The organism is Glutamicibacter sp. NPDC055354 (genome assembly GCF_053644955.1).
Genome location: NZ_JBSHMB010000001.1, coordinates 787178 through 810498 on the forward strand (window position 1 = coordinate 787178; position 23321 = coordinate 810498).

General features: G+C 59.5%; 20 protein-coding genes and 4 tRNA genes. 1 reads left to right on the top strand and 23 read right to left on the bottom strand.

From position 1 onward, the window contains the following. Window positions 1-3: 3 nt before the first annotated feature. From cobA to ACWICV_RS03635, 10 genes are all read right to left on the bottom strand, one after another. On the bottom strand, window positions 4-783 hold the full coding sequence (gene cobA / locus ACWICV_RS03590; protein ID WP_454090731.1) for a uroporphyrinogen-III C-methyltransferase: 780 nt from the start codon (window positions 781-783) through the stop codon (window positions 4-6). Further along, window positions 776-1633: an ABC transporter permease gene (locus tag ACWICV_RS03595; RefSeq protein WP_454090730.1), complete on the bottom strand. Its 858-nt coding sequence runs from the start codon at window positions 1631-1633 to the stop codon at window positions 776-778. Before ACWICV_RS03595 ends, cobA begins: the two co-directional genes overlap by 8 nt. Continuing rightward, complete coding sequence (locus tag ACWICV_RS03600; protein ID WP_400288038.1) at window positions 1605-2348, bottom strand: ABC transporter ATP-binding protein; 744 nt, start codon at window positions 2346-2348, stop codon at window positions 1605-1607. Before ACWICV_RS03600 ends, ACWICV_RS03595 begins: the two co-directional genes overlap by 29 nt. Next, window positions 2348-3442, bottom strand: a complete 1095-nt coding sequence (locus ACWICV_RS03605; protein ID WP_454090729.1) for an ABC transporter substrate-binding protein — start codon at window positions 3440-3442, stop codon at window positions 2348-2350. Before ACWICV_RS03605 ends, ACWICV_RS03600 begins: the two co-directional genes overlap by 1 nt. Continuing rightward, the gene (locus ACWICV_RS03610) at window positions 3429-4724 is read right to left on the bottom strand and encodes a sulfate adenylyltransferase subunit 1 (protein WP_454090728.1); all 1296 of its coding nucleotides are present in this window, start codon (window positions 4722-4724) and stop codon (window positions 3429-3431) included. The genes ACWICV_RS03605 and ACWICV_RS03610 overlap by 14 nt, the downstream gene beginning before the upstream one ends. Before the next feature lies 1 nt (window position 4725). Further along, window positions 4726-5649, bottom strand: a complete 924-nt coding sequence (gene cysD / locus ACWICV_RS03615) for a sulfate adenylyltransferase subunit CysD (RefSeq protein ID WP_105658472.1) — start codon at window positions 5647-5649, stop codon at window positions 4726-4728. 10 nt (window positions 5650-5659) lie between these two features. Then, the gene (locus ACWICV_RS03620; protein WP_454090727.1) at window positions 5660-6382 is read right to left on the bottom strand and encodes a phosphoadenylyl-sulfate reductase; all 723 of its coding nucleotides are present in this window, start codon (window positions 6380-6382) and stop codon (window positions 5660-5662) included. Further along, the gene (locus ACWICV_RS03625; RefSeq protein WP_105661442.1) at window positions 6379-8079 is read right to left on the bottom strand and encodes a nitrite/sulfite reductase; all 1701 of its coding nucleotides are present in this window, start codon (window positions 8077-8079) and stop codon (window positions 6379-6381) included. The genes ACWICV_RS03620 and ACWICV_RS03625 overlap by 4 nt, the downstream gene beginning before the upstream one ends. Window positions 8080-8146: 67 nt before the next feature. Beyond that, window positions 8147-8887: a sirohydrochlorin chelatase gene (locus ACWICV_RS03630; RefSeq protein WP_400288044.1), complete on the bottom strand. Its 741-nt coding sequence runs from the start codon at window positions 8885-8887 to the stop codon at window positions 8147-8149. 30 nt (window positions 8888-8917) lie between these two features. Continuing rightward, complete coding sequence (locus tag ACWICV_RS03635) at window positions 8918-9682, bottom strand: SDR family oxidoreductase (protein WP_332486850.1); 765 nt, start codon at window positions 9680-9682, stop codon at window positions 8918-8920. 459 nt (window positions 9683-10141) lie between these two features. On the opposite strand from ACWICV_RS03635, the gene valS reads away from it, so the two are divergent. After that, window positions 10142-12763: a valine--tRNA ligase gene (valS, locus tag ACWICV_RS03640; protein WP_105658467.1), complete on the top strand. Its 2622-nt coding sequence runs from the start codon at window positions 10142-10144 to the stop codon at window positions 12761-12763. 56 nt (window positions 12764-12819) lie between these two features. Here the strand turns inward: valS and ACWICV_RS03645 are convergent, their stop codons facing one another. From ACWICV_RS03645 to ACWICV_RS03705, 13 genes are all read right to left on the bottom strand, one after another. Next, a complete protein-coding gene (locus ACWICV_RS03645) occupies window positions 12820-13014 on the bottom strand; it encodes a hypothetical protein (RefSeq protein ID WP_146112904.1) in 195 nt (64 codons plus the stop codon). A gap of 70 nt (window positions 13015-13084) precedes the next feature. Further along, a complete protein-coding gene (locus ACWICV_RS03650) occupies window positions 13085-14092 on the bottom strand; it encodes a trypsin-like serine peptidase (protein ID WP_454090726.1) in 1008 nt (335 codons plus the stop codon). 898 nt (window positions 14093-14990) lie between these two features. Further along, window positions 14991-15599, bottom strand: a complete 609-nt coding sequence (locus tag ACWICV_RS03655; RefSeq protein ID WP_400342447.1) for a mycothiol-dependent nitroreductase Rv2466c family protein — start codon at window positions 15597-15599, stop codon at window positions 14991-14993. Window positions 15600-15639: 40 nt separating this feature from the next. Beyond that, the gene (gene clpX, locus ACWICV_RS03660; RefSeq protein ID WP_454090725.1) at window positions 15640-16932 is read right to left on the bottom strand and encodes an ATP-dependent Clp protease ATP-binding subunit ClpX; all 1293 of its coding nucleotides are present in this window, start codon (window positions 16930-16932) and stop codon (window positions 15640-15642) included. 167 nt (window positions 16933-17099) lie between these two features. Continuing rightward, a complete protein-coding gene (locus tag ACWICV_RS03665) occupies window positions 17100-17759 on the bottom strand; it encodes an ATP-dependent Clp protease proteolytic subunit (RefSeq protein WP_105658463.1) in 660 nt (219 codons plus the stop codon). Window positions 17760-17806: 47 nt separating this feature from the next. Then, on the bottom strand, window positions 17807-18430 hold the full coding sequence (locus tag ACWICV_RS03670; protein ID WP_286134321.1) for an ATP-dependent Clp protease proteolytic subunit: 624 nt from the start codon (window positions 18428-18430) through the stop codon (window positions 17807-17809). A 223-nt stretch (window positions 18431-18653) separates the two neighbouring features. Next, window positions 18654-19985, bottom strand: coding sequence for a trigger factor (gene tig, locus ACWICV_RS03675; protein WP_105658461.1), 1332 nt, complete (start codon window positions 19983-19985; stop codon window positions 18654-18656). An 87-nt stretch (window positions 19986-20072) separates the two neighbouring features. Then, window positions 20073-20147 (bottom strand) — tRNA-Pro (locus ACWICV_RS03680). 156 nt (window positions 20148-20303) lie between these two features. Then, window positions 20304-20378: transfer RNA gene (locus ACWICV_RS03685), tRNA-Pro, on the bottom strand. Window positions 20379-20520: 142 nt separating this feature from the next. Then, window positions 20521-20595 (bottom strand) — tRNA-Pro (locus ACWICV_RS03690). An 810-nt stretch (window positions 20596-21405) separates the two neighbouring features. Continuing rightward, window positions 21406-21479: transfer RNA gene (locus ACWICV_RS03695), tRNA-Gly, on the bottom strand. Between the two features lie 186 nt (window positions 21480-21665). Next, a complete protein-coding gene (locus tag ACWICV_RS03700) occupies window positions 21666-22634 on the bottom strand; it encodes an Fpg/Nei family DNA glycosylase (RefSeq protein ID WP_454090724.1) in 969 nt (322 codons plus the stop codon). A gap of 2 nt (window positions 22635-22636) precedes the next feature. Further along, entirely contained in the window at window positions 22637-23110 is a 474-nt protein-coding gene (locus tag ACWICV_RS03705) for a ribose-5-phosphate isomerase (protein ID WP_105659202.1), read from the bottom strand. Window positions 23111-23321: the final 211 nt, after the last annotated feature.

Below are 23321 nucleotides of genomic sequence, written 5' to 3' on the forward strand. Positions count from 1 at the left end.
TTCTTAGTCAACGAATGAGGCCGGCGCGGTGGCATCGGCATTCTCTAGCGGCAGGAGGTCTACCAGTTGGTCGGAGGCTTCCGGGGCTAGCCGAACGACGTCACCAATAACGATAACGGCCGGATTCGCCACTGCGGCCTTGCGGGCGCGCTTTACTATCCCTTCTAGCGTACCGATAGTTGTGCGCTGCGTCTGTGAGTAACCTCGCTCAACTATCGCAATCGGTGTACTTGACGGTAAACCACGGGTAAGCAATGTCTCAACAATTTGTGGCAAATTCGATACTCCCATCAGCACCGCAAGGGTGTGATCGGAGCGGATCGGCACGTCCGCGAGTTCGCTGTGGCCACTGACTACGGTAAAACCGGCCGCTATTCCCCGGTGCGTGACGGGAATGCCAGCGGCCATGGGCACGGAGACTGCACTGGTAATTCCGGGAATCACACGCGTAGGGATCCCGTATTTCGCGGCGTAGAGCAGTTCCTCGCCGCCGCGTCCAAGTACAAACGGGTCGCCACCTTTGAGGCGAACTACCCGCTTACCTTCTAAAGCGTACTTGACCAGTAATTCATTGGTTTCATCCTGGGTTTTGACGTGGCAGCCTGGTGACTTGCCCACATCGATGACAACCACATGATCGGAAAGTTCTGCCAGCAACGCGGTAGGTCCCAGCTTGTCGGCCAAAACCACTTCCGCGGCAAGCAGGGCCTTATAGCCGGCGAGGGTAATCAGCTCGGGATCCCCCGGCCCACCGCCAATCAGGGTGATATGCCCTTTAGCCATTGTTTTCTCCCGTTCGGGTCATTCCTCGATCGCGCAACAGCTTGCGTTCAATCGGAGCGAAAAATACCAATTCGATCAGCACACCCACCAGCAGGATGGTCAAGATCACCAGCATGACCAATGGCAGGTCTGCCAGATCGCGGCCCCGTTGCAGCAGTGAACCGACGCCTAGGGCCAGCGAACCGCCCACGGCAATCAATTCGGCAGCCATCAACGAACGCCAAGCGAAAGCCCAGCCCTGACGCAGTCCGGCTACATACCCTGGCATGGCAGCTGGCAGCTCAATGTGCAGCACATGCTCCCACTTGGAGGCACCGAGCACCTTGGACAAGGACTTGTACTGCGCTGGAATCATGTCGATCCCGGCGAGCAGGCCATTGATGATGGATGGAATCGCGCCGAGCAGCAGAACCGTGTAGATGGTCGCATCGCTCAGGCCAAAAAGAATGATGGCTGCGGGAACCCACGCAATAGAGGGCAATACCTGCATGGCCGATACCAGGGGCCCCACCCCCTTGCGCAACAGCGGCTGATGCGCCAGCAGCAACGCCAGCGGGGTGGAAATAATCACGGCAATCGCGAACCCGCTCACGGCGCGGAACAACGAATTGCCCACGGCCGCAACCAATGATCCATCTGCCAGCAGTTGCGGAAGCTTAGCCGCGACAACCAGTGGACCGGGAAAAAGGTCTTCGCGCAGTGGGCTTGCCCAGGAAATAATTTGCCACAGGCTCAGAAGCACAACCACAGTGAGCAAGGGGGCAACCCATGAATCGAGCTGGTTGTTCGGGCGTAGCTTGATAACGCGCACGGGTTTGAACCTAGTTCGAGATTCTGTCAGTGAGCTCATGTTTCCGCTGCTCCTTTCTGAGAATCGTGGTTAGTTCATCGGCCAATGCGGCGGCCTCGGCCGGGTTATTGCGGAGTTCGCCGGTGATCCGGCGAGTCTCAAGGATGCGCCCGGGGTGCGAAGAAAGCACCAGAATGCGGCCGGAGAGGCGAATCGCCTCACGCACATTGTGGGTGACGAAGATGATGGTCTTGCCCGTTTGCCTCCACAAGGCCCGCAACTGCTCATGGAGCATGTCACGCGTGATGGCGTCCAGGGCGGCAAATGGCTCATCCATCAACAGAACCTGGCGGTCCTGAGCCAAAGCCCTGGCCAAAGCTACGCGTTGGCGCATGCCGCCAGAAAGTTCATGCGGCTTCTTGCCGCTTGCGTGCCCCAGCTGAACGAGGTTGAGCAGTTCCTCGACGCGTTGCTGGCGTTCCGGAGCTGGCTTCCCCGCGAGCTTGAGCGCCAGGTCAACGTTCTCGCTGGCAGTGAGCCACGGCAGGAGGTTGGCATCCTGGAACATGAATGCCGCGCCGTCTTCAGGTACTTCAAGCCAGCCGCAGCTGGGCGGCAGTAACCCAGCAATCATGTTGAGCAAGGACGACTTGCCGCAGCCTGAGGCCCCCAAGACAGCGATAAACTCCCCGTCTTCAATTTCTGCACTGAGGCGATCTATGACCAAGCCAGTGCCTGGATAGCTCAGGGAAACTTCATTCAGCCGTACTCCCATTACTTCTCCTGCTGTTCAAGAAAACGCGTATCCACGAGTCCGTCTGCGTTACCGCCAGACCCCACTCCTACGGCCAATGCGTGGTCCACGAGCGACTGGTAGGTTTCAGGCAGGGGGTCCTCGCTGAAGTGCACCTGCTTCAAGGCTTCAGCGATCACTGATTTGTCAAAGGAACTTCCGTTGGCTTCGACCAAAGCTTTCTGCACAGCCGCCAACTTCTGTTTTCCGTCCGCATGATTGAGCCAATCGATGGCTTGGGTATTTGCATCGACCAGCTTCTGGACGGTTTGCGGATGGCTAGCCATGAATTCCTTGGAGACCACCAGAACCGTTGTCGGGAACTTGCCGTCGGGCCAGAGCTCGGCTTCATTCACCAAGCGGTGTCCCCCGTTCTTCTCGACTAGCAATGAAGCGTAGGGCTCCGGAAGCCAAGCACCGTCAATTTCACCGCGGCCGAAAAGCTGTGCGACGGTTCCATTGGAGCTCGGGGTTACTGTGGCGTCCTGTTTCAAGCCCAGGCCCTTCAGGTAGCTGCGCAAGGCAACATCCTGGGTTCCGCCGAATTGCGGGCTGGCCAGATTGCTGCCGGCCAGTTCCTCGGGCTCAGTGATCTTCTTGTCGACAACCAGGCTGGCTCCGCCGTAGGCGACGCCGGACACCACGTTCAACGACTCGCCATCGCTGGACAGGTAGCTGTTCAACGCCGGGTTTGGCCCCAGATATGCGGCGTCGATGGCCCCCGAGTTCAAGGCTTCTACGGCTGCCGGTCCCGCGTTGAATATCTGGCTTTGGACACTGGTACCGTCTTCTTCAAGGTGATCTTGGAGAAGACCTTCGGACTGGGCGATCAAGGCCGGAGCATGGGTGAGGTTGGCGAAATAGCCAATCTTCAGCTCATCTGCCGGTCCGTGATGTGCCGCCTGCGCTGGTACTTCATTTGGTCCCGGAAGAAACGTCGTCGCCACAGCAACTGCGCTCAATGCTCCGACCGCCGCCAGCCCGAGGAAGCGTCCTCGGAAGCCGGTCTTCTGCCCATGAGCCGTCAGCCGGACCCGCCCTTGGTTTCCTGTTTGGCCAACATCAGGCTGCTTCATTATTTTCCTCGATGATCCCCGCCGCAAGGGTGCGCCCCGTAGCTGGATCGATTAGCAGGAAGCTTCCGCCAGTGCGCGAGGTGGCGTACTGCTCGATGGCCAACCCTGCCTGGCTGCGCAAGGTGATCCGGCCCAGGTCGTTGAGCTCCAAGGAGTGGGCGGGCTGCTGCGAATAGTCGGCCACGTTGATGACGTAGTCGATGGTTGACAGCTTGGCTGCGGCGACCTTGGTACCGTGCTTGATCAACAGCCGTTGGCCGCTAGTGAGCTTCACTGGATCCAATACGCAGATGTTCGCCTGGAACTCCCGGTGCGCGGTTGGCAGTTCGCCGGCGACGATGGTGTCGCCGCGGGCAATATCCAAGTCGGTCTCCAGCTCGACAACGATGGCGTCGCCGGTCTGGGCGCGGTGCGCGGTACCAGCAGGGGTGCTGATGGCCTTGATCCGGCTGCTCACCGGCTGGCCGTTGGAGAGCACCTGCACGGACTCCCCCACGGCCAAGCTGCCGTCAACCAGAGTTCCGGCATATCCGCGGTAGTCGCGGTACGCGTCCGGGTCCAGGCCTGGAGCCAAGGCGCCCTGCGGGCGGATCACGTACTGGACATCCAGACGGGCAGTGCCCCCGCCGAGCCGCGGCTCGATGTCCTCGAGCAGCCCCAGCAAAGTCGGGCCGGCATACCAGTGCGCGGAAGCCGAAGGATCGACGATGTTATCTCCCTGAAGCGCGGAGACCGGGATGACGGTGGTTGACTTCAGGCCGAGTTCTCCGGCGAGCGCGAGTACTTCGGCCTCGATCTGGCTGAAGGCCGCTTCGTCCCAGTCGATCAGGTCCATCTTGTTCACGGCGATGACCAGTTGCGGAACCCGCAGCAAGGCGAGCACGCCAAGGTGGCGCCGGGTCTGCTCCAGCACGCCGTGCCTCGCGTCAACCAGCACGATCGCCGCGTCTGCGGTCGACGCGCCGGTGACGGTGTTGCGGGTGTACTGCACGTGTCCGGGGCAATCGGCCAAGATGAAGGACCGCTTGTCGGTGGAGAAGTAGCGGTAGGCCACGTCGATGGTGATGCCCTGCTCGCGTTCGGCGCGCAGCCCGTCGGTGACCAGCGCGAGGTCCAGGGTTCCGGCGCTGCCGCCGAAGCCGCGTTCGGCGCTGGTACGGGCCAGGTCATCGAGCGAGTCGGCGAGGATGGCCTTGGCGTCATGGAGCAGGCGGCCCACGAGAGTGGACTTGCCGTCGTCGACCGAACCGGCGGTAGCGATGCGCAATAGTGTGGTGGTCATCTTAGAAGTACCCTTCGGTCTTGCGGTCTTCCATTCCCGCGGCGGAAATACGGTCGTCGGCGCGGGTGGCTCCGCGTTCGGTGATGGTGGCGACGGCCAATTCATCGAGCACCTTCGCCACGGTGTCGGCGGCGGAGAGCACCGCACCGGTGCAGCTGGCGTCGCCCACGGTGCGGTAGCGCACCTGCTTGACGACGACCGGCTCATCGGCGTTGGGCTGGCTGACGCTGGTCAGTGCCCGCCACATGCCGTCGCGTTCGAAGACCTGGCGGCAGTGCGCGAAGTAGATCGGCGGCAGCTCGATGTTCTCGCGCTGGATGTAGGCCCAGATATCGCGTTCGGTCCAGTTGGAGATCGGGAAGGCGCGCACATGCCAATCCGGCTCGTGCCGCCCGTTGTACAGGCTCCAGATTTCCGGGCGCTGGTTGCGCGGATCCCAGACGCCGAACTCGTCGCGCAGGGACAGGATGCGCTCCTTGGCGCGGGCCTTGTCCTCATCGCGGCGCGCCCCGCCGAAGACCACGTCGAAGCCGTTGGATTCGATGGTGTCCAGCAGGACCCGGGTCTGCAGGCGGTTGCGGGTGCCGTCGGGCAGCTCGGCCAGCTCTCCGCGGTCGATGTACTCCTGCACGGAGCCGACGACGAGGTTCAGCCCGTACTTTTCCACGACCGCGTCGCGGAAGTTGAGCACCTCGGCGAAGTTGTGGCCGGTATCGATGTGCACGACGGGGATGGGCACGCGGCCCGGGGAGACGGCCTTGGCCAGCAGGTGCAGGACGACTACGGAGTCCTTGCCGCCGGAGAACAGCAGTCCGGGCTTGTCGAATTCGGCGAGCACTTCGCGGATGATGTGGATTGATTCGGCTTCCAGGGCGTCCAGGACGCTGCGCTGGGTGCCTGCGGGCGCGTTAGCGGTGATGGTCATGATTCGCTCCTTAGACGTGGATTCCGCATTCGGTTTTATTCAGCCCGGCCCAGCGGCCAGCCCGCGGGTCCTCGCCCTCGGCTACCGGCCGGGTGCAAGGCTGGCATCCGATGGACGGGTAGCCGTTGGACAGCAGCAGGTTCACGGGTACTTGGTGCCCGGTGGCGTAGTCGATCAGCTGATCGAAGCTCCAGGGGGCCACGGGATTGAATTTGACCAGTCCGTGCTTCTCGTCGAAAGCGACCAGGGGCGTATTGATGCGGGTCTCAGCTTCGTCACGGCGTACCCCGGTGAACCACGCGCTGTATCCGGACAGGGATCTGGCCAGCGGGTCCATCTTGCGCAGCTGGCAGCAGGCGGCCGGATCCCGGGAGAACAGGTCCTTGCCGAACTTCGCATCCTGTTCGGCCACGGTCAAGGCAGGCAGCACGTCGACGATGTTCACCTCCAGCGTGCGAGCCACTTCGTCGCGGGTTCCGTGGGTTTCGGCAAAGTGGTATCCGGTTTCCAGGAACAGCACATCGACCTTGGGCAGCTGCGCGCAGACCAGGTGCGGCAGCACGGCATCGGCCATCGAGCAGGCCACCGCTACCTCGTCGGCGTCGAGGTGCTCAGCTGCGAAAGCGACGACCTGGTCCGCTGTGGCATCCCAGCCCAGCTCGGCGGCGCCCAGCTTGGCGATGCGCCGCAGTTCAGCCTCGCTGCGGGTACGTACTGGGGTCGGCTTGCTCATTTCAGCTCATCCTCTTCAGCTCGGTGGGCCCAGGCAGCGAAGGATTCCCCTTCGGCAGCCGAGGCAGAGTAGTTCTTCACTACCCGCTCCACGTATTCGGGCAATTCATCAGCCGCGACCTTGAGCCCGCGCACCGTGCGCCCCAGGGCGGCTTCGCCATTTTCGAAACCGGCCAGGGTGCCACCGAGGTGAACCTGGAATCCGGAGACCTGTTCTCCCTGGTCGTTGGTTATCAGCTGCCCCTTGAATCCGAGGTCCGCGGTTTGGATGCGGGCGCAGGAGTTCGGGCAGCCGTTGACGTGCAGAGACAGCTGGCGAGGCAGCTTGCCCTCGTGGTCGGCCAGGCGATCCTCGATTTTTGCTACCGCGTCAATCATGGTGTCTTTGGTGTCCACAATGGCCAGCTTGCAGAATTCGATACCGGTGCAGGCAATGGCCGAACGCTTGAACAAGCTGGGGAATGCCTCCAGGCCCAGGGCGCGGGCCGAAGCGACGAAGTCCTGCACCTGCTCTTCGGCGATGTCCAGGGCGATGATCTTCTGGTGCGGGGTGGTGCGCAGCCGGGTGGATCCATGGGCTTCGGCCAAATCGGCAAGGCCGGTCAGCGCGGTACCGGATACGCGGCCAGCCGGAGCGGTCAACCCGATGTAGAACTTGCCGTCCTTCTGCTCGTTGACTCCGCTGTGGTCTCCTGCTTCGGTGGGCTGCTCCGGCAACGGGCCGTCGGGCAGCTCATAGCCCAGGTACTCATCTTGCAGCACCTGGCGCATTTTTTCCGTGCCCCATTCGGCCAGCAGGAACTTCAGGCGTGCGCGGTTGCGCAAGCGGCGGTATCCGTAGTCCCGGAAGATGGAAACTACGCCCTCCCAGACATCCGGGGCCTGCTCTTCGGTCACGAAAGCGCCGAGGCGTTCGCCAAGGCGGGGGTTTGCCGACAGCCCGCCGCCGACCCAAAGGTCGTATCCGGGGCCGAGCTGCGGGTGGACGGTGCCGATCAAGGCGATGTCGTTGATTTCGTGGACGACATCCTGGCTTGGGTGGCCGGTGATGGCGGTCTTGAACTTGCGCGGGAGGTTCGCGAATTCCGGCTTGCCGATGTAGCGGCGGGAAATTTCGGCGATCACCGGGCTGGGATCGATGATCTCGTCCTTGCTGATGCCTGCCACCGGAGAGCCGAGGATGACACGGGGCACGTCGCCGCAGGCCTCGGTGGTGTGCAGGCCGACGGCTTCCAGCCGCTGCCAGATCTCCGGGACATCGACGACGTCGATCCAGTGCAGCTGGACGTTCTGGCGATCTGTCAGGTCGGCGGTGTCGCGGGCGAAGTCGGTGGAGATCTGGCCGATGACGCGCAGTTGCTCGGTGGTCAGGGCGCCGCCGTCGATGCGCACGCGCAGCATGAAGTAGCGGTCTTCAAGTTCTTCTGGGCTCAGCGTCGCCGTCTTGCCGCCGGGGATCCCCTGGGCACGCTGGGTGTAGAGGCCCCACCAGCGGAAGCGGCCGTGCAGATCCTCGGGTTCAATGGAATCGAAGCCCTGCTTCGAGTAGATTTCCTCGATGCGCTGGCGCACGTTCAGGCCGTTGTCGGCGGCCTTCATCTCTTCGTTGGCATTCAACGGGGCAGGGCCGTCGATTTTCCATTGGCCGTTGGGTTTTGCCGCTCTTGTGGAGCGAACTGGTGTGGTTGTCTGCGTCATGTCCACCAGCGTAGGAACTGCCCCCAGGGGGTCGGCAACCTGCCGGTGTCACATGGCTACGCGTTGCCTAACGAGTTAGGACTTCGTCATCTGGAGACATGAAAAGCTCCTCTTCGAGCGCCTTTTGCAGTCGCACAAGGAAACATTGAGCAATCATTACGTCAGGAAGCAGGGGGCTTGTCACCACGCCTGCCCCCGTGCTAGCCAGCTTCTGCTGGAAGAATCCGTCGGCGAGCAGCGAGCTGAGCACGAGCACTGGACGCGCGGCAGCATTTCCCACGACGTCAGCGATCCGCGGCTGGGCCCCTGCGCAGTAGCCCACCTGCACTTCGCGCTCCAATAGGACAGCGAGCTGCTCGGCGAGATTCTTGACCTGGTTTTGGCCGACTTCCAATCTCGTGCCCGCCGTCGCCAAGACAACGAGCGGGTCGTTGGCCAGGTGCCCTGCGGCGCGTTGCGCCAGGACTTGGGCCAGCTCCGGCAGCGGACCCAATGGCAGGGCGGCGGAGGTTCCCGCGCGCGAGGAGACCGCCTGCGCAATGTCGTGCGTCGTATGAACGCCGTCGGAGACCAGCAGCGGCAAGACCACTGCCGGCTCGCCTTCAGGCAAACCGGCGATAACCGTTTCAAGCCGGGGCTCTTGGACATCCACATAGGCTTCGTGCCAGACAAGCTGCACCGGGAATCGCTCTTCGCTCCGCCGTTCCAGGTCGGCACGCAGATCATGGATTAGTTGCTGCCCGTTGGCGTTGTCCGTGCCGTGGGATGTTGCGACAACATGTATCTTCTGCTGGGTCGCTTGACTCATGAATTGATCCTCACCGATGTTGTTGGGCGCCTATTTGGCGCTGCGCACTAGCTTGTGGTTGGCGGCCTGCGCCTGCGGGCGGATGACAATTTCATCCAGATTCACGTGGGCCGGGGCGCTGACCGCATAGCGGATGACTTCGGCAACGTCTTCACCGGTCAAGGGATTCTCCACACCGGCGTAGACGTTGTCGGCGGCGCTCTGGCTTCCCAGACGACGGAGCGCGAACTCTTCTGTCTGCACCAGGCCGGGCAGGATCTCGATTACCCGCAGCCCGTTCTCGACTTCTTCAAGACGAAGCGCCTGGGTCATGGCACGTTCAGCGGCCTTTGCCGCGTTGTAGCCGCTGCCGCCTTCGTAGCTGGCCAGTGCGGCGGTGGAGGTAACGTTCAAGACGGTGCCTCGCGCCTCGCGAAGCTGGGGCAGCAGTGCACGGGTCAAGCGCATGGTTCCCATGACATTGGCTTGCCACATGAAGTCCCAGTTTTCATCGACCGCGTCGGCCCAGGTTTCGGTTCCACGCGCACCGCCGGCGCAATTGACCAGCGTATCTGCGCCGCCTTGCGCGGTGACCGTTTCTACCAGTGCGTCGACATCTGCCTGCACGCTGACATCTGCTGGCACCGCGATCGCACCGCATTCAGCGGCGAGCTTTTCCAAGCGGTCGGCCCGGCGGGCTACTGCGAAGACGGTCCATCCTTGTGCGCGCAACGCACGGACTGTTGCCTGGCCGATTCCGCTGGAAGCTCCGGTAACAACGGCCGAACGGGAAGAAGTCTTATCTGTAATTGTCATACGTCAACTGTAGAACCAGATCATTACCAGTTGGTAAGGCATGAATTTCTCTTACATTTCATGCGGCAAGATTTTCTTCCGGGCCAGGGCCTGGAATCCAGGGCGGCGTGCGTCGGCGGTGCCGCCAGGGCCATGGCCGATGCTGTCCCGTCTGCGCCTACTGCGCGGCGGCAACGTGCAGCTGGCGCGGCTGCCGGAGGAATGCAATCGGAGGGAATATCTTGCGTAAGCGGAGCCATGCAGGAATGCGCCAACGCCAGACGGCGCTGCTATGCCCGGGTGCACCGTGCCGCTGGTGCGGGCGACAAGGTGATTCGGCGTTCGCGGCAGGACGGCTGAGCCAAGGGCCGCCGGTCCGGCACAGGCTTTTGATCCAGCTGGTCCCGGCTGGACAGCGGCGTGGTGCAAGCCATGGGCAACAATGACTGTGCGCCGGGCAAAACATGGAAGAATAGACGCATGGCAGAAGAAAACTTGGGCACAGACACGCCCGCAACGGTTTCCGTTCCTGACAAGCCCGCTTTGGAAGGCTTGGAAGAACGTCTTTCGTCCCGGTGGCGCACCGAGGGCACCTATCACTTCAATGAGGACACGACTCGCGAAGCCGTGTACTCCATCGACACTCCCCCGCCAACCGCTTCGGGTTCGCTGCACGTAGGACACATGTTCTCGTACACGCAGACCGACGTGTTGGCTCGCTACCAGCGCATGATCGGCAAGAACGTGTTCTACCCACTTGGTTGGGATGACAACGGCTTGCCTACCGAGCGCCGCGTGCAGAACTACTTCGGCGTCCGTTGCGACCCGACCAAGCCTTACATCGAGGGCTACCGTCCACCGGAAAAGCCTGCGAAGAACCAGCGCGACTGGGATGTCATCAGCCGCAAGAACTTCATCGAGATCTGTGAAGAGCTGGCGGTCGAAGACGAAAAGGTCTTCGAGCAGCTGTTCACCACCCTGGGCCTTTCGGTGGACTGGCGCATGACCTACCGCACGATCGACGACAATTCGCGTGCAACTTCGCAGCGCGCCTTCCTGGACAACCTGGCAAAGGGCGACGCCTACATGGCTGAAGCTCCAACCCTGTGGGACGTGACCTTCCGTACCGCAGTGGCCCAGGCCGAACTCGAAGACCGGGAAATGCCCGGCGCCTACTACCGTTATGCATTCGACGCTGAAAACGGCGAGCAGGTCTTCATCGAGACCACCCGCCCGGAACTGCTCGCTGCTTGCGCCGCGCTAGTGGCCCACCCGGATGACGAGCGCTACCAGCACTTGTTCGGCAAGACCGTGACCTCGCCGATCTTCGGAGTTCCCGTCACCGTCCACCCGCACCCATTGGCCCAGGCCGACAAGGGTTCTGGCATTGCCATGGTGTGCACGTTTGGCGACTTGACCGACGTGACCTGGTGGCGCGAACTGCAGCTGCCAACCCGTCCGATCATTGGACGCGACGGCCGCATCCTTGCAGACACCCCCGAGTGGATCACCACCGAGGCCGGCAAGGAAGCGTACGCCCAGATTTCGGCAAAGACCGTGTTCTCCGCCAAGGAAACCGTCGTCGAGATGCTTTCCGACGCGGGCCTGCTTGATGGCGAGCCGAAGAAGATTTCCCGTCCGGTGAACTTCTTCGAAAAGGGCGACAAGCCGCTGGAAATCGTGACCTCGCGCCAGTGGTACATCCGCAACGGCGGCCGTGATGAAGAACGCCGCAACCAGATGATCGCACGCGGCCAGGAAATTGATTTCCACCCGTCGTTCATGCGCTCGCGCTACGAAAACTGGGTTTCGGGCCTGAACGGCGACTGGCTCGTTTCCCGCCAGCGCTTCTTCGGCGTACCAGTGCCAGTGTGGTACCAGGTCAACGAGCACGGCGAACCGAACTACGATGCGCCGCTGTTGCCGACCATCGACCAGCTTCCGGTTGACCCGGCAGCAGACGCGCCGACCGGCTACACCGAGGACCAGCGCGGCTCCGCTAACGGCTTCATTGGCGATGCCGATGTCCTGGACACCTGGGCAACCAGCTCGCTGACCCCGCAAATCGCTGGCCGTTGGGGCCGTGACGACGAGTTCTTCTCGAAGGTCTACCCCTTCGACCTGCGCCCGCAGGGCCACGACATCATCCGTACTTGGCTGTTCTCCACCGCGGTTCGCGCAGATTCCCTGCACGGCAACGCTCCGTGGAAGCACGCTGCGATTTCGGGCTGGATCCTGGATCCGGACCGCAAGAAGATGTCCAAGTCCAAGGGCAACGTGGTTGTACCTAACGAAGTCCTGGATAAGTTCGGCGCGGACGCCGTACGCTACTGGGCGGCCAGTGCCAAGCTGGGTGCCGATACCGCGTATGAAATCAACCAGATGAAGATCGGCCGCCGCCTGGCCATCAAGATCCTCAACGCCTCGAAGTTCGTGCTGAACTTGGGCGCGACCGACGCCAACGTCTTGACCGATGACGCTTCGGTAGTCACCAACGGGCTGGATCGTTCGCTGCTCGCTCGCCTGTCGACCGTTATCGAAGACGCCCAGCGCGCTTTCGACAACTACGACTATGCTCGCGCGCTGGATATCACCGAGTCGTTCTTCTGGTCGTTCACCGACGACTACGTCGAATTGGTCAAGGACCGCGCCTACGGCGGCCACGGCGAAGCCGAGCAGGCGTCGGTTCTGGCTACCCTGGCCACCACCCTTGATTCCGTGCTGCGGCTGTTCGCGCCATTCCTGCCATTCGCTACCGAAGAGGTTTGGGGTTGGTGGCGCACCGGGTCGGTGCACCTGACCCAGTGGCCAAGCACCGGGCACTTGTCCGCTGCAGTGGAGGGCTCCGACCCGGCGGTACTGCCACTGGTTGGCGTCGCTCTCTCGGGCATCCGCAAGGCCAAGTCCGATGCGAAGGTCAAGCAGCGTACCGAAGTGCTCTCGGGCGAGATCCACGCTCCAGCGTCTCAGGTTGCGCAGCTCAAGGCAGGATTCGAGGACTTGAAGTCCGCGGCGAACGCCCGTGAGCTGACCCTGGTTGAAGCCGACGGTGAAATGACTGTCACCAACGTTGAATTGGCTCCGGCTGAAGAAACCGAATAGCAGTTGAACCAGAAAAACCGGTTGCCATCCCGTCATCGGGATGGCAACCGGTTTTGCTATTTCTGCCCTTGCTCCTCCCCCGCATCAGGGTCATCCGTCTCGGGTGGAGACTGGACGGTTTTCTCCATGGGCCGAGCCGCGCGTCGACGTTCGCCGGTGAAGTGTTCCAATTGGTCTTCCGCGCTGGACTCAAGACGATGCTTCTGGACCGAGTCTTCTGACCCGGCAGCTGGCGAATTTCCGTCGGTCATCTTCTCTTCCCATCTACTTGCAGCCAGCAGCTGGATCCCCATCGATGTCCAGCTGCTGGGTTATTAGTGCTTAGTTCTGCGCGCTCTGGTATGCCTGCTGGATCACCGACCCCCAGTACGGTCCGAACATGGTGTCGCGCACCGAGCTGTAGCCGAAGCTGTTCACAGAGTTCTGGTAGCCGTTAGATCCACTCCCCAGGAACCATGGGCCACCGGACGAGCCGCCGGTCATGTTGCATGGAATGCCTTGGGACTGGGACTGGCCAAACGGATCGTCGCTGGAGTATCCGCTGCACGATTGCAAGGTCTCGCCGTTGAATGGCGAAGCAGCTGGGTAGCCGTAAGCAGTGTAGTACTGTCCGCGCGCCTGGTTGAAGGCGACCCCCGAAGCGCCAACGGCATCAGTCAAGGACGCACCACCGCTGGAGCTGACCACGGCGAAGCCTGTGTCATAGGTGATGTCCCCGCCATTTGACCATTCAGTTGGTGCCACCAGCTCGGTCGCTGCGTAGGAACCGTAGGGTGCTTTGCCGTTTTCATAGGCTGGAACGAAGACCCAACGGGTTGCGAATGAACCGGGTCCTTCATTCAGGCAGTGGCCAGCGGTGGAGACCGTCGACTCGTTGGCGGAGACGACAGCGTTGCCAGAGCACACATAGTCTGATCCGCCGAGAGTGAAGAACACCTTGCCGATGTGCGAAACCGGTGTTTCCTGGGTAGCGCGAGTCTTGCCACCCTTCGTTTGGGCCTGCTTTCCGGCTGCCGCCTGCGCGCCATGACCGGCGACCTTGGCCGGCTTGCCGGCTTCAACCTTGGCAGCCGAACCCGACTTGCCAGCTACGAGTGAATCTGCGTTCTTTGCGGCTTTCATCCGATCCGCGGTCCAGTAGGATACCGCTGCGTCAGCCTTCTGTTCCGAGATCTTGATTGACTCAACGTCGCCACCAGTGGTCGTCGGCGCTGCCGAGGCCATCGGTGCCACGCCGAGCATCAGCGCGCCTGCAAGAACCGCGGCGCTTGCCAGCTTGCGGCGCCCCTTGCCCTTGGATGAATCCGTAATTAGAGAACGAATCTGCACGATTTAACTCCTTGTCCAGTGGCTTCTTTGCCACTATTGATGGGGGTGCTGTTGCACTCGTGGGAAACAGTCAAACACACACTTCAAGCATTTTCTACAGGAATATTTTCCTCCGCCCGCCGCGTCACCGACCTGCAACGGCCACCAAGTTGTGAAGCGAAATAGTTTTGAAACAGATACTTTCAATCGATTCCCCGGCGCCACGACTCCCCTTCGAATGAGCCCGTGCATTTCTGGTGATTTCAAACCAGCCCCTAAATGCCAGTGAGCCGAATCACACGCCCAGAGTCCGGCCTTGCCGCGCGAGACCGGAGCAGCGTGTCTGAATATATGAAATAGAAGCTTCGGTAACAGATACTTTCCAGGCTTCGCGATGTCTGCCCTGTAGGAAAAAATATGCATTAATTAGGCTTTAAAATTGGACTTATTCGACACCCAATAGAGCCGGTTGCCGATGCCGACGGCCTACCTCCACGACTTGCCTTGCGATCCGATGACGCCTGCGCACTCTGCAAAGGCAGCTTGAACTGTCCGCCCGCCGCGCGCCGTTGCCCTGGATTCATGAGTCATCATCCGAGCCTAAGAAACGGAGGTTCGAACGACGCACCAATTGGACTGCGGAACCGTCTCTGGCCATTATGAACCGCGTGCTCCGCGATCCGACGAGAAGGTGAAGCACCGGTGCAACGAATGGCGGATGCACAGAATACTGGTCCGGCCCATGCGGATCGGCACCTTGATGGCGCGCCTTCCTCCGTCGGCGGATAGCCAATCGTCCCGTGGATTAGTGGCATCGGAGGGCGAACACCCGGCCCTCCATGCCAAGCGCCTTCACTGATTAAAAACCAAGGGCGCTGCCTCGCAATGAGACAACGTCCTTGGAACAGAAACTTCCCGCTTAGTCGAAAACCGGGCTTTCGGTACGAGTGCGCTTCATTTCGAAGAAGTACGGGAAGGATGCGAGCTGCGCCGCAGCGTCAAACATCTTTCCTGCATCTTCCCCAGTTGGAATACGGGTAATGACCGGACCGAAGAAAGCAACGCCATCAACGGCGACGATTGGCGTGCCTACATCCTGCCCCACCAAGTTGATGCCTGCCTCGTGGCTCGAGCGCAGCACGTCATCGTTGGCATCGGTATGCGCAGCTTCAGCGAGTTCCGCCGGCAATCCCGCCTTCTGCAGCGCCTTGGCGATGACTTCATCACGATCTTCGATCTTCTCGTAATGGAACAGTTCACCCATGGCGGTGTACAAGCTGTCCTTGACTCCCTCGCCGTGTTCCTGGGCAGCACGCGTGACCACCCGCACCGGCCCCCATGAGATGTCCATCTTGGCGCGGTAGTCAGCTGGAAGGTCGCGGCCTTCGTTAAGCATCGAGAGGCTCATGACGTTCCAGTTCACGTCGATGTCGCGGACCTTTTCCACTTCCTTGATCCAGCGGCTCGTCGCCCAAGCGAACGGGCAGATTGGATCGAACCAAAAATCAACTTGCTGACGTTCAGCCATGAACTACCAACTTTCTTCCGAAGAGAATTTTTGAATACGGCTAGGCGGACTTCATATCGCGCTTGGCCACCATCGCGTGAGAGAGCAACGTGGGATCTTCACGGTCAATGACGGTTGCCCGAGTAATGACCACCTCGGCAACATCGTCGCGGCTTGGAAGGTCGAACATTACGCCGCCAAGGGTTTCCTCAAGAATCGACCGCAAACCACGCGCGCCGGTCTCACGCGCAATAGCCTGTTCTGCGATTGCTTCCAGTGCCGACTGGTCGAAGCTCAAAGCTACGCCATCCATCTGGAACATCTTCTGGTACTGCTTGAGAAGTGCGTTCTTTGGTTCGGTCAGTACGCGCACTAGCGCGTCCTTATCCAGATGCTCCACCGTGGTGATCACCGGCAGGCGACCAATGAATTCTGGAATCAGGCCGAACTTGAGCAAGTCTTCCGGCCGAACATCCGAGTAGGAAGCGGTCTCCGACTTCAGCGCTTTCAGCGGAGCACCGAAACCGATGCCCTTCTGCCCTGCCCGTGAAGAAATAATTTCTTCCAGTCCGGCAAAGGCACCGGCAACGATGAACAGGATATTGGTGGTGTCGAGCTGAATGAAATCCTGGTGAGGGTGCTTGCGGCCACCCTGGGGCGGCACCGCAGCGACAGTGCCTTCAAGGATCTTCAGAAGCGCCTGCTGGACGCCTTCACCGGAAACGTCCCGGGTGATCGAAGGGTTCTCGCTCTTGCGGGAAATCTTGTCGATCTCGTCAATATAGATGATGCCGGTCTCGGCCTTCTTGACGTCATAGTCGGCAGCTTGAAGCAGCTTGAGAAGAATATTTTCCACATCTTCACCCACGTAGCCTGCTTCAGTCAGGCTTGTAGCGTCGGCGACAGCGAAAGGAACATTCAGCTTCTTCGCCAGCGACTGCGCCAGGTACGTCTTACCGCATCCGGTAGGACCAATAAGCATGATGTTGGACTTCGAGACTTCCACATCATCCAGCGGGTCATCGTTAGTCAGCGCCGCAACAGGACCGTGGTCCTGGTTGCCGTGGATACGCTTGTAGTGGTTGTAGACAGCGACCGAGAGAGCACGCTTGGCGTTCTCCTGGCCGATGACGTATTCCTGCAGCGAGTTGAAGATCTCGCGTGGCTTAGCCAAGGAGAACTCTTCGTTCACCTGCTCTTCGGCGAACTCTTCAGCGATGATTTCGTTGCAAAGTTCGATGCATTCAGTACAAATGTAGACACCATGGCCTGCAATTAGCTTCTTAACCTGCTTCTGGCTCTTCCCGCAGAAAGAGCATTTCAACAGATCCGAGCCTTCACCCATGCGTCCCATCGCACCATTCTCCCGTTTACTTGAGTAGCTGTGGACTTACTCAATTCTAGGCTAGTAGTCCCCCAAATTAGATGAATATGGCGGTTTACCTGTGTTGTGCCGTATGCCTTTGGACAGACCAACAACTAGGTAAACCGCCATTCATCATGGATTATTCCAAGTATGCGCTAGCTTCCCAGCTGAGCACGGTTCAGCTTACGAGGAGTCAATACCTCGTCTACGATGCCGTACACCTTGGCTTCGCTAGCAGTCATGAACAAGTCACGCTCCACGTCGCCGCGCACCTTCTCAACGTCCTGGCCGGAGTGGGAGGCAATGGTCTCTTCCAGCCAGCTGCGCATGCGCATAACTTCCTCGGCCTGGATCTGCAGGTCAGTCGCGGTGCCGCGTTCGCCGCCACCCATTGCTGGCTGGTGGATCAATACGCGCGCGTTAGGCAGGGCCAAACGCTTGCCCGGGGTACCAGCTGCGAGCAGTACTGCTGCTGCCGACGCCGCCTGGCCAAGGCACACGGTCTGGACCTCTGGGCGGATGAACTGAATCGTGTCGTAGATTGCAGTCATCGCGGTGAAGGAACCACCTGGCGAATTGATGTACAGGGTAACGTCGCGCTCAGGGTCCATGGATTCCAGGACCAGCAGCTGGGCCATCACGTCATCGGCCGATGCGTCATCAACCTGGGCGCCGAGGAAGATGATGCGATCTTCGAATAGCTTTGCGTATGGGTCCTGGCGCTTGAAGCCGTATGGGGTGCGCTCTTCGAACTGTGGCAGGATGTAGCGGGCCGACGGCATTTGACCGCTAACGGCTTCCGGATTGAAGTTCATGGTTTTCTCCTAGGACAAATCTTTGGGTATCAAGCGATGCGGTGCGACTATTTGTTGTCGTCGCCTACGAAACCGTTGACCGAGCCTGCGTGGGTTGCGATCTGATCGAAGAAGCCGTACTTCAAGCCATCTTCTGCGGTGAACCACTTATCACGCTGGTTGTCGATGAGGATCTGCTCCACGGTCTGACCGGTCTGTTCTGCAGTCAACTCGCTCATGACCTTCTTCATGTGCATGATCAGTTCAGCCTGGATCTTGATATCCGAGGCGGTACCGCCGATGCCGCCCGATGGCTGGTGCATCAGGATGCGGGCGTTCGGCGTAGCGAAACGCTTGCCCGGGGTGCCCGAGGACAGCAGGAACTGGCCCATCGATGCGGCCAGACCGGTTGCTACGGTCACGACGTCATTCGGGATGAAGTTCATGGTGTCGTAGATGGCCATGCCAGCGGTGATCGATCCACCTGGCGAGTTGATGTACAGGTAGATGTCCTTCTCAGGATCCTCTGCCGAGAGCAGCAGCAACTGCGAGCAAATGGCATTCGCATTGTCGTCGCGGACGTCGGAGCCCAGCCAGATGATGCGCTCCTTGAGCAGGCGGTTGTAGATGTAGTCATCACGGCCGGCCGGCTCTGCGGCTGCCATAGTGGGAGTGCGCGAATCATTTGACATGTTCTCTACCTCTTCCAAACGTGTAGATCAGTTTCTGGAATCTCTGTTTCTAATCCCATAGCTACAACTGGTTACTTTGAGATTACTTACTTCAAGCCATTCTTGGGCCGTTTCATGCCCCTGTTTCGCTCACGGCGCATGATGCACGCCCGCAGCGAACAAAAATGGCCATCGGCGGCTTGTTTTGAACAAGCGGCCGATGGCCATCAGAGTTTAGTGAAGACTACTTGGCCTCTTCGGCCTCAACCTCAGCAGCTTCTTCTTCACCGGCTGGCTTGACGAAGGAGGTCAGGTCAACTGCGGCACCGTTGGAATCGGTAACCTTAGCGAACTCGAGAACCTTTGCAAGTGCCTTGCGGCGGCGAACTTCGCCCATGAGCATTGGAACCTGGCCTGCGCCGTCCAGCATCTGTGCAAACTGGTTTGGCTCCATGCCGTACTGGCCTGCGGTCTGAACGATGTAGTCGATCAGCTCGGACTGCTCGACGCCAACTTCTTCAGCGTCTGCAACAGCGTCGAGGATGATCTCGTTCTTGAAAGCACGCTCGGTGTTCTCGCGAACCTCTGCGCGGTGCTCTTCGGTGTCGTGGTCTGCTTCAGCGTCTGGTGCGTTGAAGTGCTGCTCGATCTGCTCATCGATAACCGATGCAGGAACAGGAACCTCAACCAGTTCAACCAGCTTGTCCAGAACCAGCTCGCGAGCCTCTACGCCCTGCTCGACAACCTTGCCCTCTGCAGCGTCCTTCGACAGGTTCTCGCGCAGTTCGGCGATGGTGTCGAATTCCGAAGCCAGCTGAGCGAAGTCATCGTTAGCTTCTGGCAGTTCGCGCTGCTTCACAGCGTTGACGACAACCTTGACGGTTGCGGTCTTGCCGGCGTGCTCGCCGCCAGCCAGGGTGGTCTCGAAGGTTGCGTCTTCGCCGGCGGACAGGCCGGTAACGGCCTCGTCCATGCCCTCAAGCATGTTGCCGGAACCGATCTGGTAGGACAGGCCCTGTGCGGAGTCGACTTCTTCGCCTTCTACAGCAGCGGTCAGGTCGATGGTCACGAAGGAGTCTGCAGCTGCTGGAGCTTCAACTTCCTTCAGGGTGCCGAAGCGGCCGCGCAGATCGTCGAGAGCCTTCTCGATGTCCTCGTCAGCAACTTCCTTGGCCTCAACAGAAACTTCGATGCCCTTGTAGTCCGGAAGTTCAACCTTCGGACGTACGTCTACCTCGAGGGTGAAGACCAGCTGGCCTTCGCCTTCCTTTTCGAGGGATGGCAATTCGGTGATGTCTACCTCTGGGCGGGACAGCGGGGTGAGTTCGTTCTCAACCATTGCCTTCTGGTAGTACTCGTTCAGACCTTCGTTGACGGCAGTCTCGATGACATGGCCGCGACCGACGCGCTGGTCGATCATCTTTGCAGGAACTTTGCCCTTGCGGAAGCCTGGGATCTGAATCTGCTGAGCGATGGTCTTGTACGCCTCATCGACGCGGGGCTTCAGTTCCTCGTAAGGAACTTCAACGGTCAGCTTAACCCGGGTCGGGTTGACGTTTTCGACGGCGCTCTTCACAGCGTTGTACTCCTGAGTTGTCTAATATTAGGTCTAATCTGCAAAAAACCCCGCAACATGGTGGCGTTGCGGGGTTGTTCGACAGAGTCGGGGTGACAGGATTCGAACCTGCGACCTCACGCTCCCAAAGCGCGCGCTCTAGCCAAGCTGAGCTACACCCCGATTAGCAGTGAACAGTCTAACCCGAGTTATCCTGTATCCACTAATCGTTTGTGATGCTTACTAGTTACTTTTTACGGTTCTTAGTGATCACAAGATCTAAATTATATTTAGCTCTCAAATTTCACGAGCTGAATCCGAAGATTTTCACTCGTAAAGTCGGGGTGACAGGATTCGAACCTGCGACCTCACGCTCCCAAAGCGCGCGCTCTAGCCAAGCTGAGCTACACCCCGATTAGCCAGGAAGCCGCATCAAGCGATGCTTTGCTCCAACTAACCGTTTTGCTTGAATACCGAGAATTTTTCAATTTCCGCCACTCACGAGCACTGATCTCTCAGTTCTCAATTCTACGGCTGAATTGCTTCAGCCATAAAGTCGGGGTGACAGGATTCGAACCTGCGACCTCACGCTCCCAAAGCGCGCGCTCTAGCCAAGCTGAGCTACACCCCGGTAAAGTTCAGAAGAAAGCTTGTTTCATCTGGACTAACCGTTTTGCAATCGGTCCGGGAATGTTTTGTTTCCCGTGCTGATCACAAGAAACTAAGTTACACGGGTTCGAACCAAAAGCAAAATCGAGGATTTTGCATGTTGCAGAAAGACATCCGCATGATTTAGCGGTTTTCCTCGTTTCACAAGTCAGAATTTAGCCAAAACTCGCTTTTTCGTGAGTTGAATTACAGGTAGATTTTCGAGCGACCGCAACACCAGTGCCGCCGGCCGACTGGAAGACGGGATCCACCCATTCTCCTTTGAAGCATTGACTGGGACCCAGATGCGGCCGATTATTTTTTCCAGGTGTTCACGCAGCAACTGTTGCTTTGCTCGGCGACCCGGCACATAATCCGTGGCTGCTGGACTGAACCCCGGTCGAAACCAAGCGTCACGCTTGCAAACCTGACGCCATGCCAACAGCTCCCAGGCAGGCGTTAGGAGGGCGCGAGTTTGGCAAATTTGAAAGCGGGAAACCGCCATTTCCCGAAGCTGCACCCCGGAACCCGAGGCTCATCGAATCAATTAGCGACGTTCGGCGACGACTCTTCTCCGCCGCTGACGAAGTGAACGGGCCTTGGAAAAACGCTCCCCGCCGATGCATAAGAATGCGATTTGACGTCCAGGAGCAGAAAAATGGAAGCCGCAAACATTCTCGTAGCCTCATTCCTGCAGTGACCCGAAATGGCTGCACTACGCAGAGGAGGCCAGGAAAAGAGAGACATTCGTCCAGATACGCGAAAAGGCCTCGCACGGCGAGACCTTTTCATTTGGAGGGGATGACGGGAATCGAACCCGCATCATTAGTTTGGAAGACTAAGGCTTTACCACTAAGCTACATCCCCATTTCGAAGCTTCTGCGCTTCGAACAAGATTCAGTCTAGACCACAAAACTCTTGCTTTGCAAATCGGGGATTCCATGTCTCACTTGGCACCTCTCCCTTATCACTGCCGTACGGTGATGGGTAGCAAAACACGCCGACGAGCCTGAACGAAAAGAACTCCGCTCGTCCCATCGACGAATCTGCAGCTTATGCCTTCACATGTTTGCGCGGAAGCTTCTGGCAACGAGGGCACCAGTACAGCTTGCGGGCCGCGATTTCGGCCAGGGAAATCTGCGCCGAACATTTCCGGCACCCCAGTCCCTGCCGCTGATAAACGTAGTACGCGTTATCGGGCCAAACCACGCCCTGTGGGTCGCGGTCTTCGGGCAAGGTAGTGATGATCTTGCCATCGCGAACGCCGTCTTCCATTACCGATACGATGTCCCACCAAAGTGATTTGGCCTTTTGAGCACTGAGTTCATTCGCCGGCAATTCCGGAGCGATTCGATTCCGGAATAGGGCTTCCGCTCGGTAGATATTGCCGACACCAGAAATGAGCGCCTGGTTCATGAGCACGATGCCAATGGCTGTCTTGGTCTTCATCAGGTTCGCCCGGAATTCCTTGAAGCCCGCTTCAAGCCGAATATCTGCGTCCGCTAAATCAGCCTGGCCTTTGGCTGCCCTGAAACGCACTGCGGACCCAATCAATGGATCCGGGCCGAGCTTATCCAGATGAATCTGGACCTGTTCGTACTCCAGAACCTCGCATGCAGTTGGCCCGCGCAAATCAGCCCAGCCGTGTTCGGAAACGATCCGCGCTCTAACTGCTCCTACCGGTGCGGGCGGGCCGGTGTACTTCTCAGCATCCGTACTGGCACTGGCTTCGATTTCACCAATCTTCCGAGGGGCGCCAATAGAGGAAGCACCCGTAAAGTAGCTGTCTCCCCCGAAATTGAACGCGCCATAGAGCCCCAGATGCACTCGCAGATAGAGATCGTTGGAAAAGCGGCAGAAGAGCTGCTTGCCCTTGGCAAAGGCCTGTTCCAGCTGATGGCCGTCGATGCGCGCGGCATCGGAGCTGAAACGGCCCTGCGGAGAAGTAACCAGGACCGTTTGCCCGCCAAAGACATCGTCGAACTGGCGGGCAAGACGGTGAAGGGAATGACCTTCAGGCACGACTAGTCGATGACCTCGCCGGTCGTTTCATACGTGGCGATTTTGCCGATGCGGCGTACGTGGCGCTCCGCTTCGCTAAATGGTTCAGCGAGGAAGGCCTCGATAAGTTCCGCAGCTTCTTCTACTGAGTGCTGGCGCCCGCCAACGGCTATGACGTTGGCGTTGTTGTGCTCACGGGCCAATTTCGCGGTATCCATGTTCCACGCCAGTGCGGCGCGAATCCCTTCGACCTTGTTGGCAGCAATTTGTTCGCCGTTGCCGGAGCCACCCAGGACGATACCCAGTGCGTCCACGCCCGCGCGCTGGTCATCAACAACAGCTTGTGCCGCGTTGATGCAGAATGCCGGGTAATCATCCTCCGGGTCGTAGGACTTCGGGCCGTGGTTGACCATTTCGTAGCCCTTGGCGGTCAGGTGCTTTACCAGGTAGTCGCTGAGCTCAAGTCCTGCATGGTCAGTAGCGATATGCACGCGCATAGTCGATTGCCTCATTTACTAGGGAGGGTTCTTTTACTGTCCTATCTAGGATAGCGACCGCTGCACGCGCTCCGGCTACTTCTCAGCTGCGCATCACGGAGTATGAACCGAATATGTCTCCGAGGCGTCCCAAAGCGTGCAATTTCGGGACGCTATTGGAAAATTGAGTAAATTGTTCGGCCCGATGACTTGCGCAATGCCCGGTCAAAGG